Here is a 17,161-nt window from a genome sequence, read left to right on the forward strand (position 1 = left end):
ATGCGTGCCCCGCCATTGTGCAACCGGGCTTCCACCCCCGCCGGCGGCCATGATTCGGTCAGGCGGTCTTTCGGGGCAGCGCGGATCCGGCCGGGCGACGAGGATCGGGCGCATGCGTATCGCCGTGCTCGCCGACATCCACGCGAACCTCCCGGCCCTCGAGGCCGTCCTCGCCGAGATCGAGCAGCTCGGCGACGTCGACCGCATCGTCGCGCTGGGCGACATCGCCGCCGGCCCGATGCCGGCGCCGACTCTCGATCTACTGGCCTCGCTCGGAGAACGAGTCGTGTGGGTGCACGGCAACGGGGAACGGGAACTGGTGTCCGGGTTCGACGGCGAGCCGGTGCCGGACGGGCCCGCGGGCGACACCGTGCGCGCGTGCGTGCCGCTGCTGACCCGGCGGCATCGCGACCTCATGGACGGTCTGCCGATGACCGTCACCCTGGAGGCCGACGGTCTGGGGCCGGTGCTGTTCTGCCACGCGACCCCGCGCCGCGACGACGAGATGATCCTGGTGGACTCGCCGATGTCGCGCTGGGAGAGGGTGCTGGACGGGGTCCCCGCGCCGGTCGTGGTGTGCGGGCACACCCACATGCCGTACGACCGGCTGGTCAACGGGCGCCGCGTGGTCAACCCGGGCAGCGTCGGCATGGCGTACGGGCCGCCCGGGGCGTATTGGGCGGTCCTCGGTCCGCGGGTGGAGCTGCGCCGGACCGGGTACGACGTGACCGCCGCCGTCGCACGGATCTCCGCCGCCGACTACCCCGGTGCCGCCGCATGGGCGTCGGAGTACGTGCTTCACCCGTACGGCGACGCGGCGGCCCTGGCCGAGTTCACCAAGCTGGCTGGATCAGGACTGTAACGCCGGGATCAGCGCGGCGGCCGCGACGAGGACGAGCACGCCGGCCATGATGACGATGCCCCAGGGGTTGCCGAAGTTGACCGTCCAGCCGAAGCCGACGCGCTTCTGCACCATGAGCGCGGGATCGTCGCGGTTGACGTAGAGGATGCCCGCCCGCCAGTGCCGGTCGTCGTCGGTGTGCTCGGCCACCCGGACCGGCCGGGCCGCCCCGGGCGTCTCCGGCCGCGCCGCTGAGCCGGCCCGCGCGGGCTGGGTCGCGGTGTCGACGCGGCTGCCGCCCTGGCCCGTGCGGACCGCGACGACCAGCACGTATGCGACCGCGAGCAGCGGCACGAGGAGCATTCCGGTGGTCGTCCACGGGCCGGGCACGTCACCCCGCCAGATGGCTGTGAACGCCAGCAGGAAGTTCACGTTCACCGCGGCCGCCAGCACCAGCAGGGCTCGTCCGACGCGGCGCAGGAAGATCCGGTGCTGGGCGGCCGAGCGCTGCGGATCGGACGGCTCCAGATCGGCCCGCGAGCGGTACGACCAGGCGAGCAGGCCGACGATGAGCAGCGTGACCACGACCTCGATCAGTAACGGCGTGGCGACCACCCACGGTGACTTCGTCTGCCAGGCCACCACTTCGGACCCGTGGGTGCGTGACGGCACCCGCGCGGGCATGTCCGGGTAGAGCGCGATGCCGGCGCCGAGCGTGACCAACGGCAGCAGCAACGCCGGCACCGCCCACGCCCACGGGAGCCTCTCCGGCTCGGTGCGCAGCGACGTGTCGGCGGCGACGCGCTGGGGCACATCGCGGTACCAGGCGCCGGCCGCCTTGGCCCGGGTGATCTCGCGGCGGGCGCGCAGGTAGAAGAACGTCACCAGCGCCAGCAGCACGACCGTGGGGACAAGCCCGGTGACGGCGGAATCGCGGTCGCCGCCGGCCAGCCCGAGGATCACCGCCACCACCAGCGCGATCAGTCCACTCGCGACGATCCGGGTGCGGAACGCGCCGACCTGCCGGGCGATCGTGGCGTCGCCCGCGTGCCGGGTGGGCACCCGCACACCGAACGGCAGGGTCGGGCGCTGCAGCAACGGCATCACCCACGCGGAACCGGCGACCGAGAGCACCGCGACGACGCTCCCGGCAACAACCACCATCACGACTCCTCCGATTCTTCGCCGAACGTCGCCAGCACCGTGCGGCAGATGTCCAGGATGTCGTCGCGGGTCAGGCCGCGCGCCGTGGCCTCGGCGAGCAGGGTGGTCGCCCGGCCCGTCCAGTCCGCGACGAACTCCGGCTCGGCCGGGCCCGAACTCGCGTCCCGCGAGACGACGGCGCCGGACTTCCGGTTGATCCGCAACAGCCGCTGCCGGCGCAGCAGGTCGTACGCCTTGTTGACGGTGTGGAAGTTGATGCCGAAGTCGGTGGCCAGCGCCCGGGTGGACGGAAGCGGACTGCCCTCCTTCAGGGCCCCGGTCGCGATCGCCTCGACCACGCGGTCCCGAAGCTGCTGGTAGATCGGCACGTCGCCGTCCGGGTCCACCTCGATGATCACGTAGGTCGCTCCCTCACTGTTATACAAGTTATAGAACAGACCATCAGCGGTACGCAAGTGTCTGACATGGACCAGAGCCGCTTGCCGAGTTCCTGCGGCCGGAATAGCGAAACGGGATCCGGCCTGGTCAGAGCCCGCATACACTCCTCGCGATTACTCTTCGTAACCCCTGAGGAAGGTCTCCCATGAAACGAATCATGGCTTCGGCGGCCGCGGCGACGCTCCTCGCGGCGGGGACGGCCACACCAGCGCTGGCAGCGCCGCCACCCATGTGCATCGAGACCGGCGACTCGTGCGTCACGGTCGACGAGATCGGCGAGAACAGCGAGATCTACGTCGGTCAGAAACCGGACGGCTCGATGCAGGGCTTCACCGGGTTCGCCGACTTCGCGGACTGGGCCGGCGACACTTACGGCATCAGCATGAGCCTGCGCGGCGGCTCAATCCACGTCGACCTGGCGAGCGCCGGGAACGGACGCGGCGACGGCGACAACGGCGACGACAGCGACAGCGACGACAGCGGCAACGGCAACCGGGGCGGCGGAGACGGCGACAACGACGGCCGGCGCGGCGACAACGGTGACCGCCACGGTGACCGCCACGGCAATCGGCACGGCAATGGGCACGGCGACGACCGGCTCGCCTGGTCGGCCCGCAAGGCCCAGTTCACGACCTTCTACGACCGCCCGAACCTGAGCGGCCCGAGCTTCGTGGTGGCCCCGAACGACACCGTGGACGACCTGAACGACCTGCGTAAGCCCGGCGGCGGCGACTGGAACAACGAGATCTCCTCGGTCCGCGTCGTCGGCGGCAACGCCGGCTCGCCCGGCGCGGTGCTGTGCGCCCGGGTCAGCTGCAAGAAGGGCGGCTGGGTGCTCATCCTCAACAACAGCGACGAGACCCAGCTGGTCGGCGGCTTCGCCAACTCCGCCTCGTTCGTCGGCGTCTTCGCCGGCTAGCCCGCAGGGCCTTCGCGTCGACGAAGGCCCACGCGAGACTTAGCAGTTCCGCACACTGCGACCGCTGTGGGTACCTGCAACGCGCGGGAGGTCGCAGATCCCCACACCGCGGCCCGCCCCATCCTGGTGTGGGTATCTGCGACGCCTGGGCGGTCGTGGATCCCCACACCGCGGCCCGCCCCATCCTGGTGTGGGTATCTGCGACGCCTGGGCGGTCGTAGATCCCCACACCGCGGCCCGCCCCATCCTGGCGTGGGTAGCCGTGGCGCCCGGGAGGTCGTAGATCCCCACACGGCGATTCGTCCCACCGGGCAGTGGGCGGCCGCGACGGCTGGGACGTCGCAGATCCCCACAGCGACAGTGCCACGCGGTCAAGCAGGCGCCGGCTCAGTGGTGCCAGGGGAGTTCGACCGGCGCGGCCGGAACGCCGCCCGCCAGCAACTCGGCCAGCAGCGGCGCCAGCTTGAGCGGCAGCACCCGCTCGGTGGTCGCGAACAGCGACGGCAGCGACCACCAGCGATGCCCCGCATGCGTGGCGCGCTCGCGGTCTTCCATGCCGCTCACGTCGACGTCGAGCGCCGCCAGCGGCGACCGGTAGTAGAAGAAGTCGTCGCGGAAGACGCCCTTGGCCCAGCCCAGGTCGGCGTATCCGGACACGTACGCCACCGGGCCGCCCAGCGACGACGCCGGCACCTGCACGCCGACCTCCTCGGACAGCTCGCGGGCGGCGGCCGCGGCCAGCGCCTCGCCGTCGTGCACGCCGCCGCCCGGGGTCAGCCACACGTGGCCCCGGGCGGGATCGCGCGGATCCAGCAGGGCGCTCAGCAGCAGCACCCGGCCGGCGCCGTCGACGAGCAGGACACGGGCGGAACGACGGCGGTACGTTGGCATGCCGAAACCCTAGTCATCCCTTGATCGCGCCCGCCGTCATGCCCGCGACGATGCGGCGGTTGAAGAACAGGAACATGATCAGCGGCGGGATGGTGATCAGCAGGATGTTCATGAACAGCAGGTTGTACTCGGTGCCGAACTGCGACGAGAAGTTGTAGAGCGTCAGCTGCACCGTCGCGTTCTGGTCACCGGGCAGGAAATACAGCGGATACGTGAAGTCGTTGAACACCGTCACCGACTGCACCACCACGACGGTGACGATGACCGACCGTAGCAGCGGCAGGATCACCCGGAAGAACAACCGCATCGGCCCGGCGCCGTCGATGATCGCCGCCTCGTCCAGCTCGCGCGGGATCGTCGCGATGAACGCGCGGAACAGCAGGATGCAGAACGACATCCCGAACGCCGCCTCGACCAGGATCAGCCCGGGCATCGTCGAGAACAGGCCGAGCTTCTGCAGCACCCAGATCGTCGGCACCACCGCGGGCGGGATGATCAGCCCGGACAGCACGAGGAAGTTCACCAGGCCGGTCCATCGGGATTTGCGCCGCTGCAGCACGAACGCCACCATCGACCCGAGGATCACCATGATCGCGACGCTGACCACGGTCAGGATCGTGCTGTTGATGAACGCGATGATCACCATGTAGTCGCGGGCCTGGACCACGTCGACGAAGTTCTGCACCAGCTGCCAGTGCCGGGGCCAGGAGAAGTCCAGCAACGACGCCTGCTGCTGATCCTTCACCGCGGTGAGCACGATGAACGCGAACGGCACCACGAACACCACGATGGACGCCACGATCGCGACGAACGACAACAGATAGTTGCGCCGGAACGTCACAGCTCCACCTCCTTGCGGTTGAGGAAGCGTGACAACGGCAGCACGATCGCGGTGACCAGCACGAACAGGATCACGTTGCCCGCCGTCGACAGCCCGTAGAAGCCCGCCTGGTACTGCTTGTAGATCACCGAGGCGATGACGTCGGACGTGAAGCCGGGCCCGCCGCGGGTCATCGACCAGATCAGGTCGAACGAGCGCAACCCGCCGATCAGCGACAGGATGATCACCGTGACGGTGGCCGGCCGGGCCAGCGGGATGATGATGCTGCGGAACGTGTTCCACGAGGACGCGCCGTCCATGCGGGCCGCCTCGAAGTATTCCTGCGGGATCGACACGATGCCGGCGATGTAGATCAGCGTGGCCAGCCCGACGCCCTTCCACACGTCCACCAGCGCCACCGAGAACAGCGCGAGGTGCGGGTCGGTCAGCCACCCCGGCCCAGTGATCCCAAAAATGGATAAAGACTGATTTATCAGTCCGCGCTCCGGATTCATCAGGACCGTGAACATCAGCCCCACGCCGATCGTCGACACCAGCACCGGGAAGAAGACGACGGATCGCAGATACCCGCGTGCCACGATCTGCGACGTGAGCAGCACAGCGAGGAGCATGCCCAGCACAACCTTCAGGCCGGACGTGACCACGCCGTAAAGCAGGGTGTGCCACAGCCCCGACACCAGCCCCGGCTCCTGGAAGAACGTCACGTAGTTCTGCAGGCCGATGAACTTCGAGTCGAAGACGCTCCACCGGGTCAGGCTGAAGTAGAACGACGTCAGCGTCGGGACGGCGAACAGGACGCCGTAGATGATCGCCGCCGGCAGATAGAACCAGTTCGAGTACGGGCTTTTCGCCCGTTTCCGGGCCGCCACGGACGCGTCGTTGCGCGTCCGGGCGGTCCGGTCAACGGTGGTGGTTGCCACGATGGTCTACCAGCCCTCGAGTCCGAGCTGCTGGGCTTGTTTCTTCACATCCTCGTCGTAGAGCTTGGCACCCGCGTCGGCCTTGCGGATGCCGGAGCCGACCTCGACGCAGATCTGCTCGAGCGCCGGGCCCTTCACCGGGGACAGGAACTCCAGCGCCAGGCTGGACGTGCCCGCGTCGATGTAGCCCTGCAGGTCCTTGACCGCCGGCGGCACGTCGGCCGGCAGCGAGCAGCCCTTGACCGCGAACGGCCCGGTCGGCTTCGACGCGGCGGTGTACGACGTGCACCCTTCCGGGCTGGCGATGAACGCGAGGAACTTCTTGGCCGCGTCCAGCTTCGCGCCGGTCGTGCTGACCGGGATGTAGACACCGGACGGGCTCCACACGGTCAGCCCGTTCTTCGACGCGTCCGTGCCGGGGATGGCGAACAGCCCGATCTTGTTCTCGGATCCCGGGTTCTCCGCGATGAGCTGGCTGAGCTGCCCGGAGAGCATCGGGTATTGCGCGCCCTTGCCCTGCGCCAGGTAGCGCAGCCCGTCGGTGATCTTGGCGGAGGCGAAGTCCTTGTTCTCGTAACCCGCGTCGTGCACGTCCTGCAGGTGCTGGAAGCCTTCCAGGGCCGCCGGGGTCGTCGCGTACTTGGCCTGGTTCTTGGTGTACTTGTCCGCCCACTGCGGGTCGGCGGCGAGCACGTTGTGCATGTCGCCGAGGATGAACAACTGCGACGTCCACGTCTCCTGATAGGTCTGGATCACCGGGTCCACGCCGCTCGCCTTGATCTTGGCGTTGTTCGCCATGAACTCGTCCCAGCTCTTCGGCACCTGCAGGCCCAGCTTGCTGTAGACATCCTTGTTGTACAGGATCGCGCCGGCCATGAACTGACCCCACGGCGCCCCGTACACCTTGTTGTCGCTGGTGACCGTGATCGAGAAGTTCTTGTCCAGCGAGCCGACCCACGACCCGTCGTTGACCGAGACGAGGTTCTTCTGCGGCGCCAGCGCCTGGAACAGCGAGCCGGTGTTGTATTGGAACAGGTCGCTCATCGAGCTGGTGGACAGTCGCGTCTTGACCAGGTTGTCGCCCTCGGTGCCCTGCGGGCGGGTGTCCACCTTGATGGTCACGTTCGGGTTCTTCGCGGTGAAGTCCTTGGCCAGCTGCTCGGCGGCCTTGACCGTCTCGGGCCCGTTGTCCACCAGGAACGACAGGGTGACCTTGCCGCCGCCGCTGTCGTCGCTGGAGCCCAGGCTGCCGGCGCTGCACGCGCCGAGCAGGAGCGTCGAGGTGGCCAGGACGGCCACCGATATCTGCCGCAATCTCATTGCCGGCTCCTTTATCGAGGGTTGGGGGTGAGCAGAGAGGTGAGGCGTGCCGCCAGGTCGGCGGCACCGGGTACGAATCCGCCGCCGGTCGCGGCGTCGACCAGGTCGGTCGCGGGAGCGTCGAGATACCGGGCGAGGCGGTCGGCCAGCGCGGCCTCGTCGGCCGCCACGCCCGCTTGGCGGGCCGCCTCGACGATCGAGACCCAGCCGGGTTCGTGGTCCATGAGCTGCCGGATGGTCGCGTCCGGTGCCAGTTCCGCCGTTTGCGCGTACGCGTCGACGGCGGTGAAGTGGTGCTCGCCGGGCCCGGCGTCGACCGGGTCGCGGCCCGGGACGTGCACGGTCGCGGTCGCGCCCACCGGCACCCGCACGGACAGCCGGAACTCGCCGCCCTCGCGCTCCCAGGCCACTTCGGTTTCCCCGTACGGCGTGAGATGCCTCGCGGAAGCGCTGGTCAGCCGCTCGTCCGGCAGCGGCCGCACCTCGATGCGGCGGTAGCCGGGCTCGGCCGGGGCGAGACCCGCGACGCGACGGTGCAGCCAGTCGGCGACCGCGCCGAGCGCGTAATGGTTGAACGAGGTCATCTCTCCCGGGTTGATGCTGCCGTCCGGCAACATGCTGTCCCACCGCTCCCAGACGGTGGTGGCGCCCATGGTCACCGGGTACAGCCAGGACGGGCAACCGGTTTGCAGGAGCAGCCGGTACGCCACCTCGGGCGCGCCGGCGTCGGTCAGCGCGTCGGTCATCAGCGGGGTGCCGACGAACCCGGTGCTGATCCGGAACCCGGCGGTGCGGACCAGATCGGCCAGCCGTTCACCCGCGTGCCGGCGCTGGGCCTCGGTGGGCAACAGCGCCCATTGCAGAGCCAGCGCGTACGTGGTGGCGGCGTCGCCGAGCACCCGGCCACGGTCGGTGACGTACTCACGGGCGAAGGCGTGGCGTACGGCGCTCGCCAGGGTTTTGTAGGTTTGGGCGGTCTCGTCGTCGCCGGTGATCTCGGCCGCCCGACCGACGATCTCGGCGCTGCGGGCGAGGTGGGCGGTGGCGATGACGTCCGGGTCGGCCTTGGCGCGGAACGGGTCCTGCGGCGGGGCGGTCGGGTCGAGCCAGTCGCCGAACTGGAAACCGCCCTGCCACAGCAGCCCGTCGCCGGCCAGCGCGGCCATCTTGTCCACCCAGGCGCGCATGCTCGGGAGCTGCCGGTTGAGCAGGTCGCGGTCGCCGTAGCGCTGATAGAGCACCCACGGCACGATGGTCGCCGCGTCGCCCCAGGCAGCCGTCGCCTGCCCCGGCCGGCGGATGACATCCGGGATGACGTACGGGACCGAGCCGTCCTTCTGTTGTTCGGCGGCCAGGTCGGCGAGCCAGCTGCCGAGGAAGCCGGCCGAGTCGAACAGGAAGCTCGCGGTGGGGGAGAAGACCTGGATGTCGCCGGTCCAGCCGAGGCGCTCGTCGCGTTGCGGGCAGTCGGTCGGGACGTCGACGAAGTTGCCGCGCATCCCCCAGAGGACGTTCTCGTGGAAGCGGTTCAGCAGCTCGTTGCTGGACTCGAACCAGCCTGTCCGGTTCAGATCGGAGGCGACGACGACCGCCTCGACATCCTCCGGGCGCAGCTCGCCCGCGCCGGTGATCTCGGCGTAGCGGAAGCCGTGGAAGGTGAGGCTCGGTTCGAGGACGGTCTCGCCGGTGCCGGCCAGGACGTACGTGTCGGTGGCCTTGGCGGTGCGCAGCGGGCGGGTGCCGAGCTCGCCGTTCTCGAGGACCTCGGCGTGCCGGACGGTGATCTCCTGGCCCGCGGTGCCGGTGACCTTCAGGCGGACCCAGCCGACCAGGTTCTGCCCGAAATCGACCAGGGTGCCGTCGGTGATCGTCTGCGCGGGGACGGTCGTGATCGCGCGCACCGGAGGGCCGTCGGGGGTGACGAGGACGGCCAGGTCGGCGTCCAGGAGATCGACCGGGCTCTCCGGGGCGTCGTGCGGGCGGCGCAGGTCGGTGGACTGGCCGTCGTAGAGGTCGTCGGCGACGATCGTGCTCTCGCGGGCGGTCCAGTCACCGTCGGTCGCGAGGGTGTGGACGGTGCCGTCGGCCAGCGTGATCTCGAGCTGGGCGAGGGCGGCGAGGCGGTCGCCGTACAGGGAGCTCTTGCCCTGGAAGCCGAGGCGGCCGCGGTACCAGCCGTTGCCCAGGAGGATCTCCAGGCGGTTGGTGCCCGTGGTGACCAGGTCGGTGACGTCGTGAGTCTGGTAACGCAGGCGGTGCTGGTAGGCGGTCCAGCCCGGGGCTAGTTGCTCGTCGCCGACGCGGGTGCCGTTGAGAGTGGCTACGTAGAGGCCGTGGGCGGTGATGTAGAGGCGGGCGTGGATGATCCGCTGCGGGGCGGCGATCGGGCCGAGGGTGCCGGTGAGGATCGGGGCGGGGGCGCCCCACGCGGCTATCTCGCGCGGTGACACGAAGCGGGCCGTCCAGTCGGCGGGGGTCAGCAGGCCGGCTTCCACCGTCGCGGGGGCGCTCCAATCGCTGAGCGTGTGGTCGTCGCCGGCGCGGACGCGTACGGAGGCAAGCTCTCGGGGTTGAAGTGGATCGGCCGGCCAGGGCACCAGGATCTGCTCGCCGGAGGTGACGCGGAAGATCTCGGGAGCGGCGCCGGAGGGGGTCTGGTGGGCTTCGCCGTCGGGGATCTCGCGGGGGTTGGCGGAGCGGCGGATCTCGATCTCGTAGCGGGTCTGCCGGTAGCCCTCCGGCGCGGCCGGGACCTGCCAGGACAGGCGCGGTGTCGTCGAGGCGGTGCCGAGTACGGAGCCGGGGTGATGGTCGAAGCGGAGGGCGACGGGTGCGGCGATGTCCGGCATGGCACTCCAGAATGGTGAAACGATTCAAACAACGGCGAGCGCGAGGCGTCTACAAGTGTTTCGACATTGTGGCGAGGGGGTTTCGCCTGCCCCGATACTGCGTTTCCGCCCTGGCCACGGCATAGCCCGACGTGCACCGGAGCTAGCACGAAATTCACTTCGGCTCTACGGTGGGGCATGCCCGACGCGTTCCCGGTGGTGCAGACCCACACCTTGATCCACATCATCGACGGGTCACTGGCGTTCGCCGGTCACTACCTCCACGAGGACACGCATCCCATTCACACGCACAGCTTCGTCGAGGTCGCGATCGTGATGGGCGGCGAGGGAGCGCAGCGCAGCCTGGTCGGCCGGCAACGGCTCGAGGTCGGCGACGTGGTGCTGCTGCGGCCCGGGGTCTGGCACGGGTACGAGGACTGCCGCGGCCTCGACCTGTACAACTGCTGCTTCTCGACCGAGCTGCTCAACCGGGAGCTCGCCTGGACCAGGGAGGATCCGCAGCTGGGCCACCTGATCTGGACGGGACCGTACGCGGGACAGCGCCGCGGCATCCTCGCCGCGCACCTGCCGCCGGCGGCGCTGGCCGAGTGCGTCGAACACCTGGACCGGCTGCATGATCTGCGGTCCTATCCGGTCGAAACGTATCGAGGCGACATCGTCGGGCGGCTGGCGTTGTTCCTGAGTTGCCTGGCGCGGGCGGCGGTGCCGTCGTCGGGGGTCGCGGCGGTGACGCATCCGGCGGTGCTGGACGCGATGCGGATGCTGGAGGAGCGGCCGGCGTATCAGTGGACGTTGACCGAGCTGGCGAACGCGTTGCACCTGGCGCCGGGGTATTTGGTGCGGTTGTTCAAGTCGGCCACCGGGTTACCGCCGATGGCCTACCTGTCGCGGCAACGGGTGGAGCTGGCCGCGACCCGGCTCCTGGAGACCGACGACCCCATCAACCGGATCGGCGAGTCGGTGGGCTGGCCGGACCAGAACTACTTCGCGCGCCGGTTCAAGTCCCACTACGGGTTGAGCGCCTCGACGTATCGCTCGCGCTTCACGAAGTCGGTGCGGCGCTGACCGCCGTGGCGGACGCTCGTGACCTGGTCGAGGCCCGCTTCCCGGACGCGACGTGGGCCGTTCTGACGGGCAGCGTGATCGGCCCGCTGCGCACGGCCGGGTCCGACCTGGACATCGTGATCCTGCGCTCGGCGGGCCCGGCGTTCCGCGAGTCGCTGCGTTTCCGGGGCTGGCCGGTCGAATTGTTCGTGCAGACACCGTCCGCGTTGGAGCGCTTCCTGGCGAAGGAACTGGCGATCCGCAAGCCGAGCCTGCACCGGATGCTGGCTCAAGGGGTCACGTTGTCGGGTGATCCGGAGCCGACGCGTTCGCGGTGTGCGCGCGTGCTCGCCGAGGGCCCGCCCCCGTTGACGGCCATAGAGCGAGAGCGTTTCCGGTACGGGCTCACGGATCTGCTCGACGATTACACACACGCGACGGATGCGGGCGAACGCCTGGTGATCGCGGCGGCGGTGTGGACCGAGACGGCACGGGCGGCGCTGGCGTTCCGGGGTGGGTGGATCAGTGGGGGAAAGTGGCTGTTGCGCGAGCTGCGGGAGCTCGACCCCGCGTTGGCCGCACGATGGCTGACCGCCCGGGACGACCCGGCACCGCTGGCGGCGGAGGTCTTGGCGGCGGGCGGTGGCCCACTCTTCGACGGTTACCGCGCGGTCGACTCGTCGGGATGATTCCCGCTCGTTCCCCGGACACCGCCGACGCGGTAAGCGCGGGCCGCCGGCCCGGAGCAATCAGCGCCAGAACACCGCCACGGCCGCGTTGGCCAGGGTCAGCGCGACGATCCCGATGAAGTGCCCCTTTGCGACCGACTCGCGCTTACGGGGAACGAACACCATGATGAAGATCAGGATGGCGACGATCAGCTTGACGCCCAGCTTGATCGGGCTCGGTTCGGCGTCGCCGCCGCCGCGCAGCGGGGCCGCCAGGCCGAGGCCGCTGATCAGCTGGATCACCACGCCCCACAGCATCGCCGGATTTATCCGGAATTTGCCGGACAGTAGCTGGGTGATCGAACCGCCCAGCAGCAACGCGAAGCCGATGAGGTGGATGAACAAAAGGATCAGCCGGAGTGCTTCCACCCGGGCAAGCTTGCCAGGCCTGCCCGAAGCTGATCACCCGGGTCAGCCCACGGTGGGGCGCGCCTCGCCGGCGCTGTCAGCCCACGGTCGGGCGGGTGCCGCCGACGCCGGTCAGCCCATCGCCAGGCTTGCCCGTCGGTGCTGGTCAGCCCATCGCCAGGCTTGCCCGTCGGTGCTGGTCAGCCCATCGCCAGGCTTGCCCGTCGGTGCCGGTCAGTCCACCGCCAGGCTGACCTCGGTCGACTTCACCAGTGCGGTCACCGACGCCCCGGCGCTCAGCTTCAGATCCTCGGCCGCGTCCCGGGTGATGGCCGCCGTCAGCACCTCGCCGGACCGGAGCGTGATCTTCACGGTGCTCATGACCGACCCGTGCTGGACGCTCGCGACCACACCGGGCACCCGGTTCCGGATGCTGACGTCGTCGACCTCGCCGGTCGCCACCGCCACCTCGGTCGACTTGACCAGCGCGCGCACCGCCGTCCCCTCGGCCAGCCCCAGATCGCGGGCCGCCTCGGCGGTGATCGCCGACGTGACCTCCTGGCCGCCGGACAGCCGTACCTTCACGGCGCTCATCGCGTCACCCGACGCCACCGACACCACGGTGCCGGGGAATTGATTGCGAATACTCAGCTGCATTATCGGCCCCTCAAGAAAACGATCATTCGATAACACCGTACTGCGTTTCGAGCCCGGCCAGGATTTCTCTTGTCCGTGTCAGATCCACTATTTGCCACTCGGCCCGGTCCCGTTCTCGCGAATGGCGGTCGGCGGGCCAAGGCGTACGGTCTGACGATCTCAGGCGGCGCGTTCATGGTGGTGCCGCCGAGACCGGCCGCCAGCAGCGACTTTATCAGCCCGACGAGCTCCGCCGCCGCTGACGCACAGTGACGCCGGCGCCGCTACCGTGCGTCGACGTCAGCAATCGTCATAATGCAACCGCGGACAAATCCCCGATCCGCACGCATTGACCCGCGGTCGCCCCCTATTCGGGCCGGCCTCGATCTGACCACTCGTCTCGTCAAACCAGCCGACGCGATCCCATGGCCGGACGCGCGATCGAGATCCCCGCCGCGCCCGGAGACCGGCCCGTCACGAAACGTCGCACCGGCCGGTTCGGGGCGACGCACCGGCATCGCGGCCGCCCGGGTAACCCGCCTTGGGCAAGGCTGCCCGCCGCGCTCCGGCGGGACTACGCAAACGTGCACCAAGACACCTACTACTAACGGGTGACTGCGCACCCGCCCCGGCCTCGCAGCGTGTTCTGACCCACCCGTGGCCGTATTGACTCGGGTTGAGCGGCTGACCAGCATGGTCGAGGTGACGGTGGGTTCAAGTGCGCCGGTCCAGGGCGCGCCGGTCAGCTGTGTGGCCTTCCGTGCCGACGGAGCGCGCCTCGCGAGCGGGTCGACCGATCACACGGTGCGGATCTGGGAAACCGCCGACCCGAGGCGCCCGGTGATACACACGACGCTGCCGCATTCCGCGCCGATCACCTCGGTGTCGTGGAATCCGGGGGCCGCCGACGTGCTGGCGACCGGCACCGCCGACGGCACGGTGTCGGTGTGGCGGGTGGTCGACGACCGGCCGCCGTCGCTGATGAAGGCGCTGCCCGGCCATCCCGGCGCGATCACCACCGTCGCCTGGACGCCGGACGGCCAGCATCTGCTCTGCCTCATCGGCGGCGGCCGGCTCGCCGTGTGGAACCCGTTCGACGAGGCCTTTCTGGGCGAGATTCCCGATTGCGTACGCCTCGACGTGTCCCCATCCGGCCTGGTCGCGACTGCGGGTGTGGACGGGCTGGTCAGCGTACGGGATCTGTGGCGTGACGCGGCTCCCCTGGCCCGGCGTCCCGTCGCGGTAGCGGAGGCATGCGCGTGGTCGCCGGGCGGGGACGTCCTGGCGGTGGCGGGGGAGGACGGCTCGATCGAGATGTTCCGGCCGGACCTGACGCCGATGCGCCGCATCCACCCCGGCGACGTGCCGCTGCGCGGGCTGACGTGGGCGCCGGACGGCCGGCACTTAATCGCGGGCGGCTACGACGGATCGCTGATGGCGCTGTCGATGAACCGCCCGTTGTGGCGCCGCAGCCATGCGCTGGTGTGGCCCCGTTCGCTGGCCGTCGGCGGCACGGTGGTGGCGTCGGCGACCTTCGCGGGCCGGCCGCACCTGCTGGATCTGCTGGCCGGCGGAACGATCGGGGCTCCCGCGGACGCCCCGGCGCCGTCCTCGGACCCGTTGTCGGTCCCGTTCCGCGGTGGCGTCCTCGCCGCGAACGGGCGGGTGGTGACCGCCGGGACCGGCGACGACCGGCGGGTGCTGTGGGAGCACGACGCCCGGATCGGTGCGGTGTCCGCGCTCGCCGACCGGGTCGTGGTGTCGGCCGCGCACCGGGCGATCCGCCTGCTGGTGCTCGCCGCCGAGGGGCTGACCGCCGACCACGCGGTCACGCTGCACGCACCGGAACCGGTGAAGACCGTCGCGGTGCTGGGTTCGCCGTCGGTGCCGGTGGTGGTCGCCGCCTCGTACGACTTCCGCCTCTACGCGTGGACCGTCGACTGGTCGGGCCCGCCCAGCGGTCCGCGGCTGGTGGGCGAGTTCGGGGCCGGGATCGCCGCGCTGAACCGGCTCGGCGACTACCGTCTGACCGCCACCGACAACCGGGGTGAGCTGGTCATCCTCGCGCTCGGCGAGGACGGCGCCCTGTCACCCTGACACCTGCGTGATCTCCATGTCCGACACCAGCCCGTGCACGAACCGGTAGATGTGCACCACCTGCTGGTCCGTGATCACGCCACCCTGCTTGTCCCGTACGACCTGGTGCACCGTCACGGCCGTACGTCCATCACTGCGATCCGCGTACGCCGTCGGCACGACGGTTGAGTTGATCTCATGCCACTGGTGGCGCCAGTATTCGCGGACCTGGTCGTGCCCGAGGACCGTCCCGCCCTCCCAGCCGTTGGGCCAGACCACGTCCGGGGTCATGGCGGCGAGCACCGCGTTGACGTCGCGGCGGTTGAAGGCGGCGTACATGTTGGCCAGAAGCTGATGGTTCGCGGGCCCGGTCACCGGCTCACTCCTTTGTCAGCGTTGTCAGCGTTGGTATGCCACGCCTGTTTGTCGACGTTGGTACGCCACGCCTGCGCCCGTCGCGGCGAGGCGCGCGACAGCCAGGCGTCCTGAACGATCTCGGCCAGCTCCTGCCGGGAGATCTCGCCGATGCGGCTGGCCCGCAGCAGCACCGACAGATGCCCGTCGAAATGCGGGGTGGTGAAGAACGGCGTCGAGGTGTCCTGGACCAGCGCCAGCTTGTCCGCCTCCGACTCGACCCAGAAGACGATCACGTCCGGGTAGCGCTCGCCGGTGTCCGGGTCGACGGCATCCGGCCGCGGATTGCGGAAGAAGATGAACGACTTGCGGCCCACCTGATAGACCGGGTTGTCCGACGAGCCGTCCACCACGCTCACGTGCGGCATCGCCATCGCGAGCTCGTGCACGTCGTCGATGCGGGCCGCGCGTTCGCCGTCCCCGTCCATGCCTCGCAGAATAACGTGAACGGGCCTTAGGGTGTGCTCATGATCGCTCACCCGGGACTTCGCTTCACGGACCACGTCGTCAACGTTCCGCTCGATCATGGACGGCCCGGCGCCGGCACGATCGAGGTCTTCGCCCGGGAGGTGGTCGCCGCCGACCGCACCGGCGAGGACCTGCCCTGGCTGCTGTTCCTGCAGGGCGGTCCGGGCGGCAAGTCACCCCGGCCGCTGCGCGCCGAGAGCTGGATCGGCCGGGCGGTGCAGACGCATCGATTATTACTGCTCGACCAGCGCGGCACCGGCCGCAGCACGCCGCTGACCGCGCGCACGGTCGCCGGCATGTCCGCGGAGGATCTCGCCGACCGCACCAAGCTGTTCCGCGCGGACAGCATCGTCGCCGACGCCGAGATCCTCCGGGAGAAGGTCGCCGGTGGCGCGCGCTGGGACACGCTGGGCCAGAGCTACGGCGGTTTCGTCACGCTCGCCTACCTTTCGGCGGCCCCGCACGCGCTGCGCACCTGCTACATCACCGGCGGCCTGCCCGGCCTGACCGCCACGGCCGACGAGGTCTACGCCCGTACGTATCCGCGCGTGGCCGCGAAGAACGCCGAGTATTACCGCGCCTTCCCCGCCGATCGCGCAGCCGTCCGCCGCATCGCCGACCATTTGACCACCACGGATGTACGCCTCCCCGACGGCGACCGCCTCACCGTGGCCCGGTTGCGCGTGCTGGGCAACGGTTTCGGCATGAGCTACGGGTACGCGCAGCTGCACTGGCTCCTCGACGAGGCGTGGAACGGCGACGAGCTCTCCGACACCTTCCGCCACGAGGTGATGCGCCTGACCGGTTTCGTGGACCAGCCACTGTTCGCGTTGCAGGAATACTGCTACGGCCTCGGTAAAGTCGCGACGGACTGGGCCGCGGCCCGCGCTCTGAAATCGCGCCCCGAGTTCGCCGAGGACGCCGACCCGCTGCTGTTCACCGGCGAGATGATGTACCCCTGGATGTTCACCGACATCACCGCCCTGAAGCCCTTCGCCGGCGCCGCGGACATCCTGGCCCGCACCGACGACTGGCCGCCGCTCTACGACCTGGACCGCCTGGCCGCCAACGAGATCCCGGTGTGCGCGGCCGTCTACGCCGACGACATGTACGTGGACGCGGGCCTGTCACTGGACACGGCCGCCGCGGTGGGCAACGTCCGCACCTGGGTGACGAACGAGCACGAACACGACGGCCTGCGCACGTCCGGCGACGAGATCCTGAGCCACTTGATGGACATGGCGGCCGGCTTGCGCTGATCGTC

The 17,161-nt window shown here is 69.8% G+C and carries 17 protein-coding genes; 6 read left to right on the top strand and 11 right to left on the bottom strand.

The window, feature by feature from the left end; all coding sequences use genetic code 11:
- Positions 1 to 112: 112 nt before the first annotated feature.
- Positions 113 to 862 (top strand): metallophosphoesterase, encoded by a 750-nt coding sequence (locus HH310_RS34220; RefSeq protein ID WP_169179869.1) that lies wholly within the window; start codon positions 113 to 115, stop codon positions 860 to 862.
- Here the strand turns inward: HH310_RS34220 and HH310_RS34225 are convergent.
- Both HH310_RS34225 and HH310_RS34230 read right to left on the bottom strand, forming a co-directional pair.
- Entirely contained in the window at positions 851 to 2,005 is a 1,155-nt protein-coding gene (locus tag HH310_RS34225; protein WP_169179870.1) for a DUF1648 domain-containing protein, read from the bottom strand. The two genes, HH310_RS34220 and HH310_RS34225, sit on opposite strands and share 12 nt — an antisense overlap.
- Positions 2,005 to 2,403, bottom strand: coding sequence for a GntR family transcriptional regulator (locus HH310_RS34230; protein WP_169179871.1), 399 nt, complete (start codon positions 2,401 to 2,403; stop codon positions 2,005 to 2,007). Before HH310_RS34230 ends, HH310_RS34225 begins: the two co-directional genes overlap by 1 nt.
- Positions 2,404 to 2,588: 185 nt before the next feature.
- Here HH310_RS34230 and HH310_RS34235 point away from each other — a divergent pair, with 185 nt between their 5' ends.
- Positions 2,589 to 3,362 (top strand): hypothetical protein, encoded by a 774-nt coding sequence (locus tag HH310_RS34235; RefSeq protein ID WP_169179872.1) that lies wholly within the window; start codon positions 2,589 to 2,591, stop codon positions 3,360 to 3,362.
- A 387-nt stretch (positions 3,363 to 3,749) separates the two neighbouring features.
- Here HH310_RS34235 and HH310_RS34240 read toward each other — a convergent pair whose 3' ends face one another.
- Genes HH310_RS34240 through HH310_RS34260 form a run of 5 tightly spaced genes read right to left on the bottom strand, consistent with a single transcriptional unit; the run spans position 3,750 to position 10,183 of the window.
- Positions 3,750 to 4,253, bottom strand: coding sequence for an NUDIX domain-containing protein (locus HH310_RS34240; RefSeq protein ID WP_169179873.1), 504 nt, complete (start codon positions 4,251 to 4,253; stop codon positions 3,750 to 3,752).
- A gap of 13 nt (positions 4,254 to 4,266) precedes the next feature.
- Positions 4,267 to 5,094 carry a carbohydrate ABC transporter permease gene (locus HH310_RS34245; RefSeq protein ID WP_169179874.1) on the bottom strand — a complete coding sequence of 276 codons (828 nt, stop codon included), beginning with the start codon at positions 5,092 to 5,094 and terminating at the stop codon, positions 4,267 to 4,269.
- Positions 5,091 to 6,014 carry a carbohydrate ABC transporter permease gene (locus HH310_RS34250; protein WP_169179875.1) on the bottom strand — a complete coding sequence of 308 codons (924 nt, stop codon included), beginning with the start codon at positions 6,012 to 6,014 and terminating at the stop codon, positions 5,091 to 5,093. Before HH310_RS34250 ends, HH310_RS34245 begins: the two co-directional genes overlap by 4 nt.
- Before the next feature lie 6 nt (positions 6,015 to 6,020).
- Positions 6,021 to 7,334 carry an ABC transporter substrate-binding protein gene (locus tag HH310_RS34255; RefSeq protein WP_169179876.1) on the bottom strand — a complete coding sequence of 438 codons (1,314 nt, stop codon included), beginning with the start codon at positions 7,332 to 7,334 and terminating at the stop codon, positions 6,021 to 6,023.
- Positions 7,335 to 7,345: 11 nt separating this feature from the next.
- Complete coding sequence (locus HH310_RS34260) at positions 7,346 to 10,183, bottom strand: family 78 glycoside hydrolase catalytic domain (RefSeq protein ID WP_169179877.1); 2,838 nt, start codon at positions 10,181 to 10,183, stop codon at positions 7,346 to 7,348.
- A gap of 177 nt (positions 10,184 to 10,360) precedes the next feature.
- Between HH310_RS34260 and HH310_RS34265 the strand changes: the two genes are divergently transcribed.
- Together HH310_RS34265 and HH310_RS34270 are read left to right on the top strand one after the other, a co-directional pair.
- The gene (locus HH310_RS34265) at positions 10,361 to 11,248 is read left to right on the top strand and encodes an AraC family transcriptional regulator (RefSeq protein ID WP_169179878.1); all 888 of its coding nucleotides are present in this window, start codon (positions 10,361 to 10,363) and stop codon (positions 11,246 to 11,248) included.
- 5 nt (positions 11,249 to 11,253) lie between these two features.
- On the top strand, positions 11,254 to 11,916 hold the full coding sequence (locus HH310_RS34270) for a nucleotidyltransferase domain-containing protein (RefSeq protein ID WP_312034513.1): 663 nt from the start codon (positions 11,254 to 11,256) through the stop codon (positions 11,914 to 11,916).
- A gap of 60 nt (positions 11,917 to 11,976) precedes the next feature.
- Here HH310_RS34270 and HH310_RS34275 read toward each other — a convergent pair whose 3' ends face one another.
- Positions 11,977 to 12,324: a hypothetical protein gene (locus HH310_RS34275; RefSeq protein WP_169179879.1), complete on the bottom strand. Its 348-nt coding sequence runs from the start codon at positions 12,322 to 12,324 to the stop codon at positions 11,977 to 11,979.
- A gap of 213 nt (positions 12,325 to 12,537) precedes the next feature.
- Entirely contained in the window at positions 12,538 to 12,960 is a 423-nt protein-coding gene (locus HH310_RS34280; RefSeq protein WP_169179880.1) for a molybdopterin-binding protein, read from the bottom strand.
- A gap of 681 nt (positions 12,961 to 13,641) precedes the next feature.
- On the opposite strand from HH310_RS34280, the gene HH310_RS34285 reads away from it, so the two are divergent.
- A complete protein-coding gene (locus tag HH310_RS34285) occupies positions 13,642 to 15,036 on the top strand; it encodes a WD40 repeat domain-containing protein (RefSeq protein WP_169179881.1) in 1,395 nt (464 codons plus the stop codon).
- Here the strand turns inward: HH310_RS34285 and HH310_RS34290 are convergent.
- Positions 15,028 to 15,390 (bottom strand): nuclear transport factor 2 family protein, encoded by a 363-nt coding sequence (locus HH310_RS34290; RefSeq protein ID WP_312034514.1) that lies wholly within the window; start codon positions 15,388 to 15,390, stop codon positions 15,028 to 15,030. The genes HH310_RS34285 and HH310_RS34290 overlap by 9 nt on opposite strands.
- Positions 15,387 to 15,857, bottom strand: coding sequence for an MmcQ/YjbR family DNA-binding protein (locus HH310_RS34295; RefSeq protein ID WP_248294701.1), 471 nt, complete (start codon positions 15,855 to 15,857; stop codon positions 15,387 to 15,389). Before HH310_RS34295 ends, HH310_RS34290 begins: the two co-directional genes overlap by 4 nt.
- Positions 15,858 to 15,896: 39 nt before the next feature.
- Between HH310_RS34295 and HH310_RS34300 the strand changes: the two genes are divergently transcribed.
- Positions 15,897 to 17,156 (top strand): alpha/beta fold hydrolase, encoded by a 1,260-nt coding sequence (locus tag HH310_RS34300; RefSeq protein WP_169179882.1) that lies wholly within the window; start codon positions 15,897 to 15,899, stop codon positions 17,154 to 17,156.
- The last annotated feature ends 5 nt before the right edge of the window (positions 17,157 to 17,161 follow it).

The organism is Actinoplanes sp. TBRC 11911, assembly GCF_012933445.1.
GTDB lineage: Bacteria > Actinomycetota > Actinomycetes > Mycobacteriales > Micromonosporaceae > Actinoplanes.

Excerpts from the sequence above, each read along its gene's own strand:
- HH310_RS34220 (WP_169179869.1), top strand. The coding sequence starts at position 113 with ATGCGTATCGCCGTGCTCGCCGACATCCACGCGAACCTCCCGGCCCTC.
- HH310_RS34225 (WP_169179870.1), bottom strand. The coding sequence starts at position 2,005 with ATGGTGGTTGTTGCCGGGAGCGTCGTCGCGGTGCTCTCGGTCGCCGGT.
- HH310_RS34235 (WP_169179872.1), top strand. The coding sequence starts at position 2,589 with ATGAAACGAATCATGGCTTCGGCGGCCGCGGCGACGCTCCTCGCGGCG.
- HH310_RS34240 (WP_169179873.1), bottom strand. The coding sequence starts at position 4,253 with ATGCCAACGTACCGCCGTCGTTCCGCCCGTGTCCTGCTCGTCGACGGC.
- HH310_RS34255 (WP_169179876.1), bottom strand. The coding sequence starts at position 7,334 with ATGAGATTGCGGCAGATATCGGTGGCCGTCCTGGCCACCTCGACGCTC.
- HH310_RS34260 (WP_169179877.1), bottom strand. The coding sequence starts at position 10,183 with ATGCCGGACATCGCCGCACCCGTCGCCCTCCGCTTCGACCATCACCCC.
- HH310_RS34265 (WP_169179878.1), top strand. The coding sequence starts at position 10,361 with ATGCCCGACGCGTTCCCGGTGGTGCAGACCCACACCTTGATCCACATC.
- HH310_RS34280 (WP_169179880.1), bottom strand. The coding sequence starts at position 12,960 with ATGCAGCTGAGTATTCGCAATCAATTCCCCGGCACCGTGGTGTCGGTG.
- HH310_RS34295 (WP_248294701.1), bottom strand. The coding sequence starts at position 15,857 with ATGGACGGGGACGGCGAACGCGCGGCCCGCATCGACGACGTGCACGAG.
- HH310_RS34300 (WP_169179882.1), top strand. The coding sequence starts at position 15,897 with ATGATCGCTCACCCGGGACTTCGCTTCACGGACCACGTCGTCAACGTT.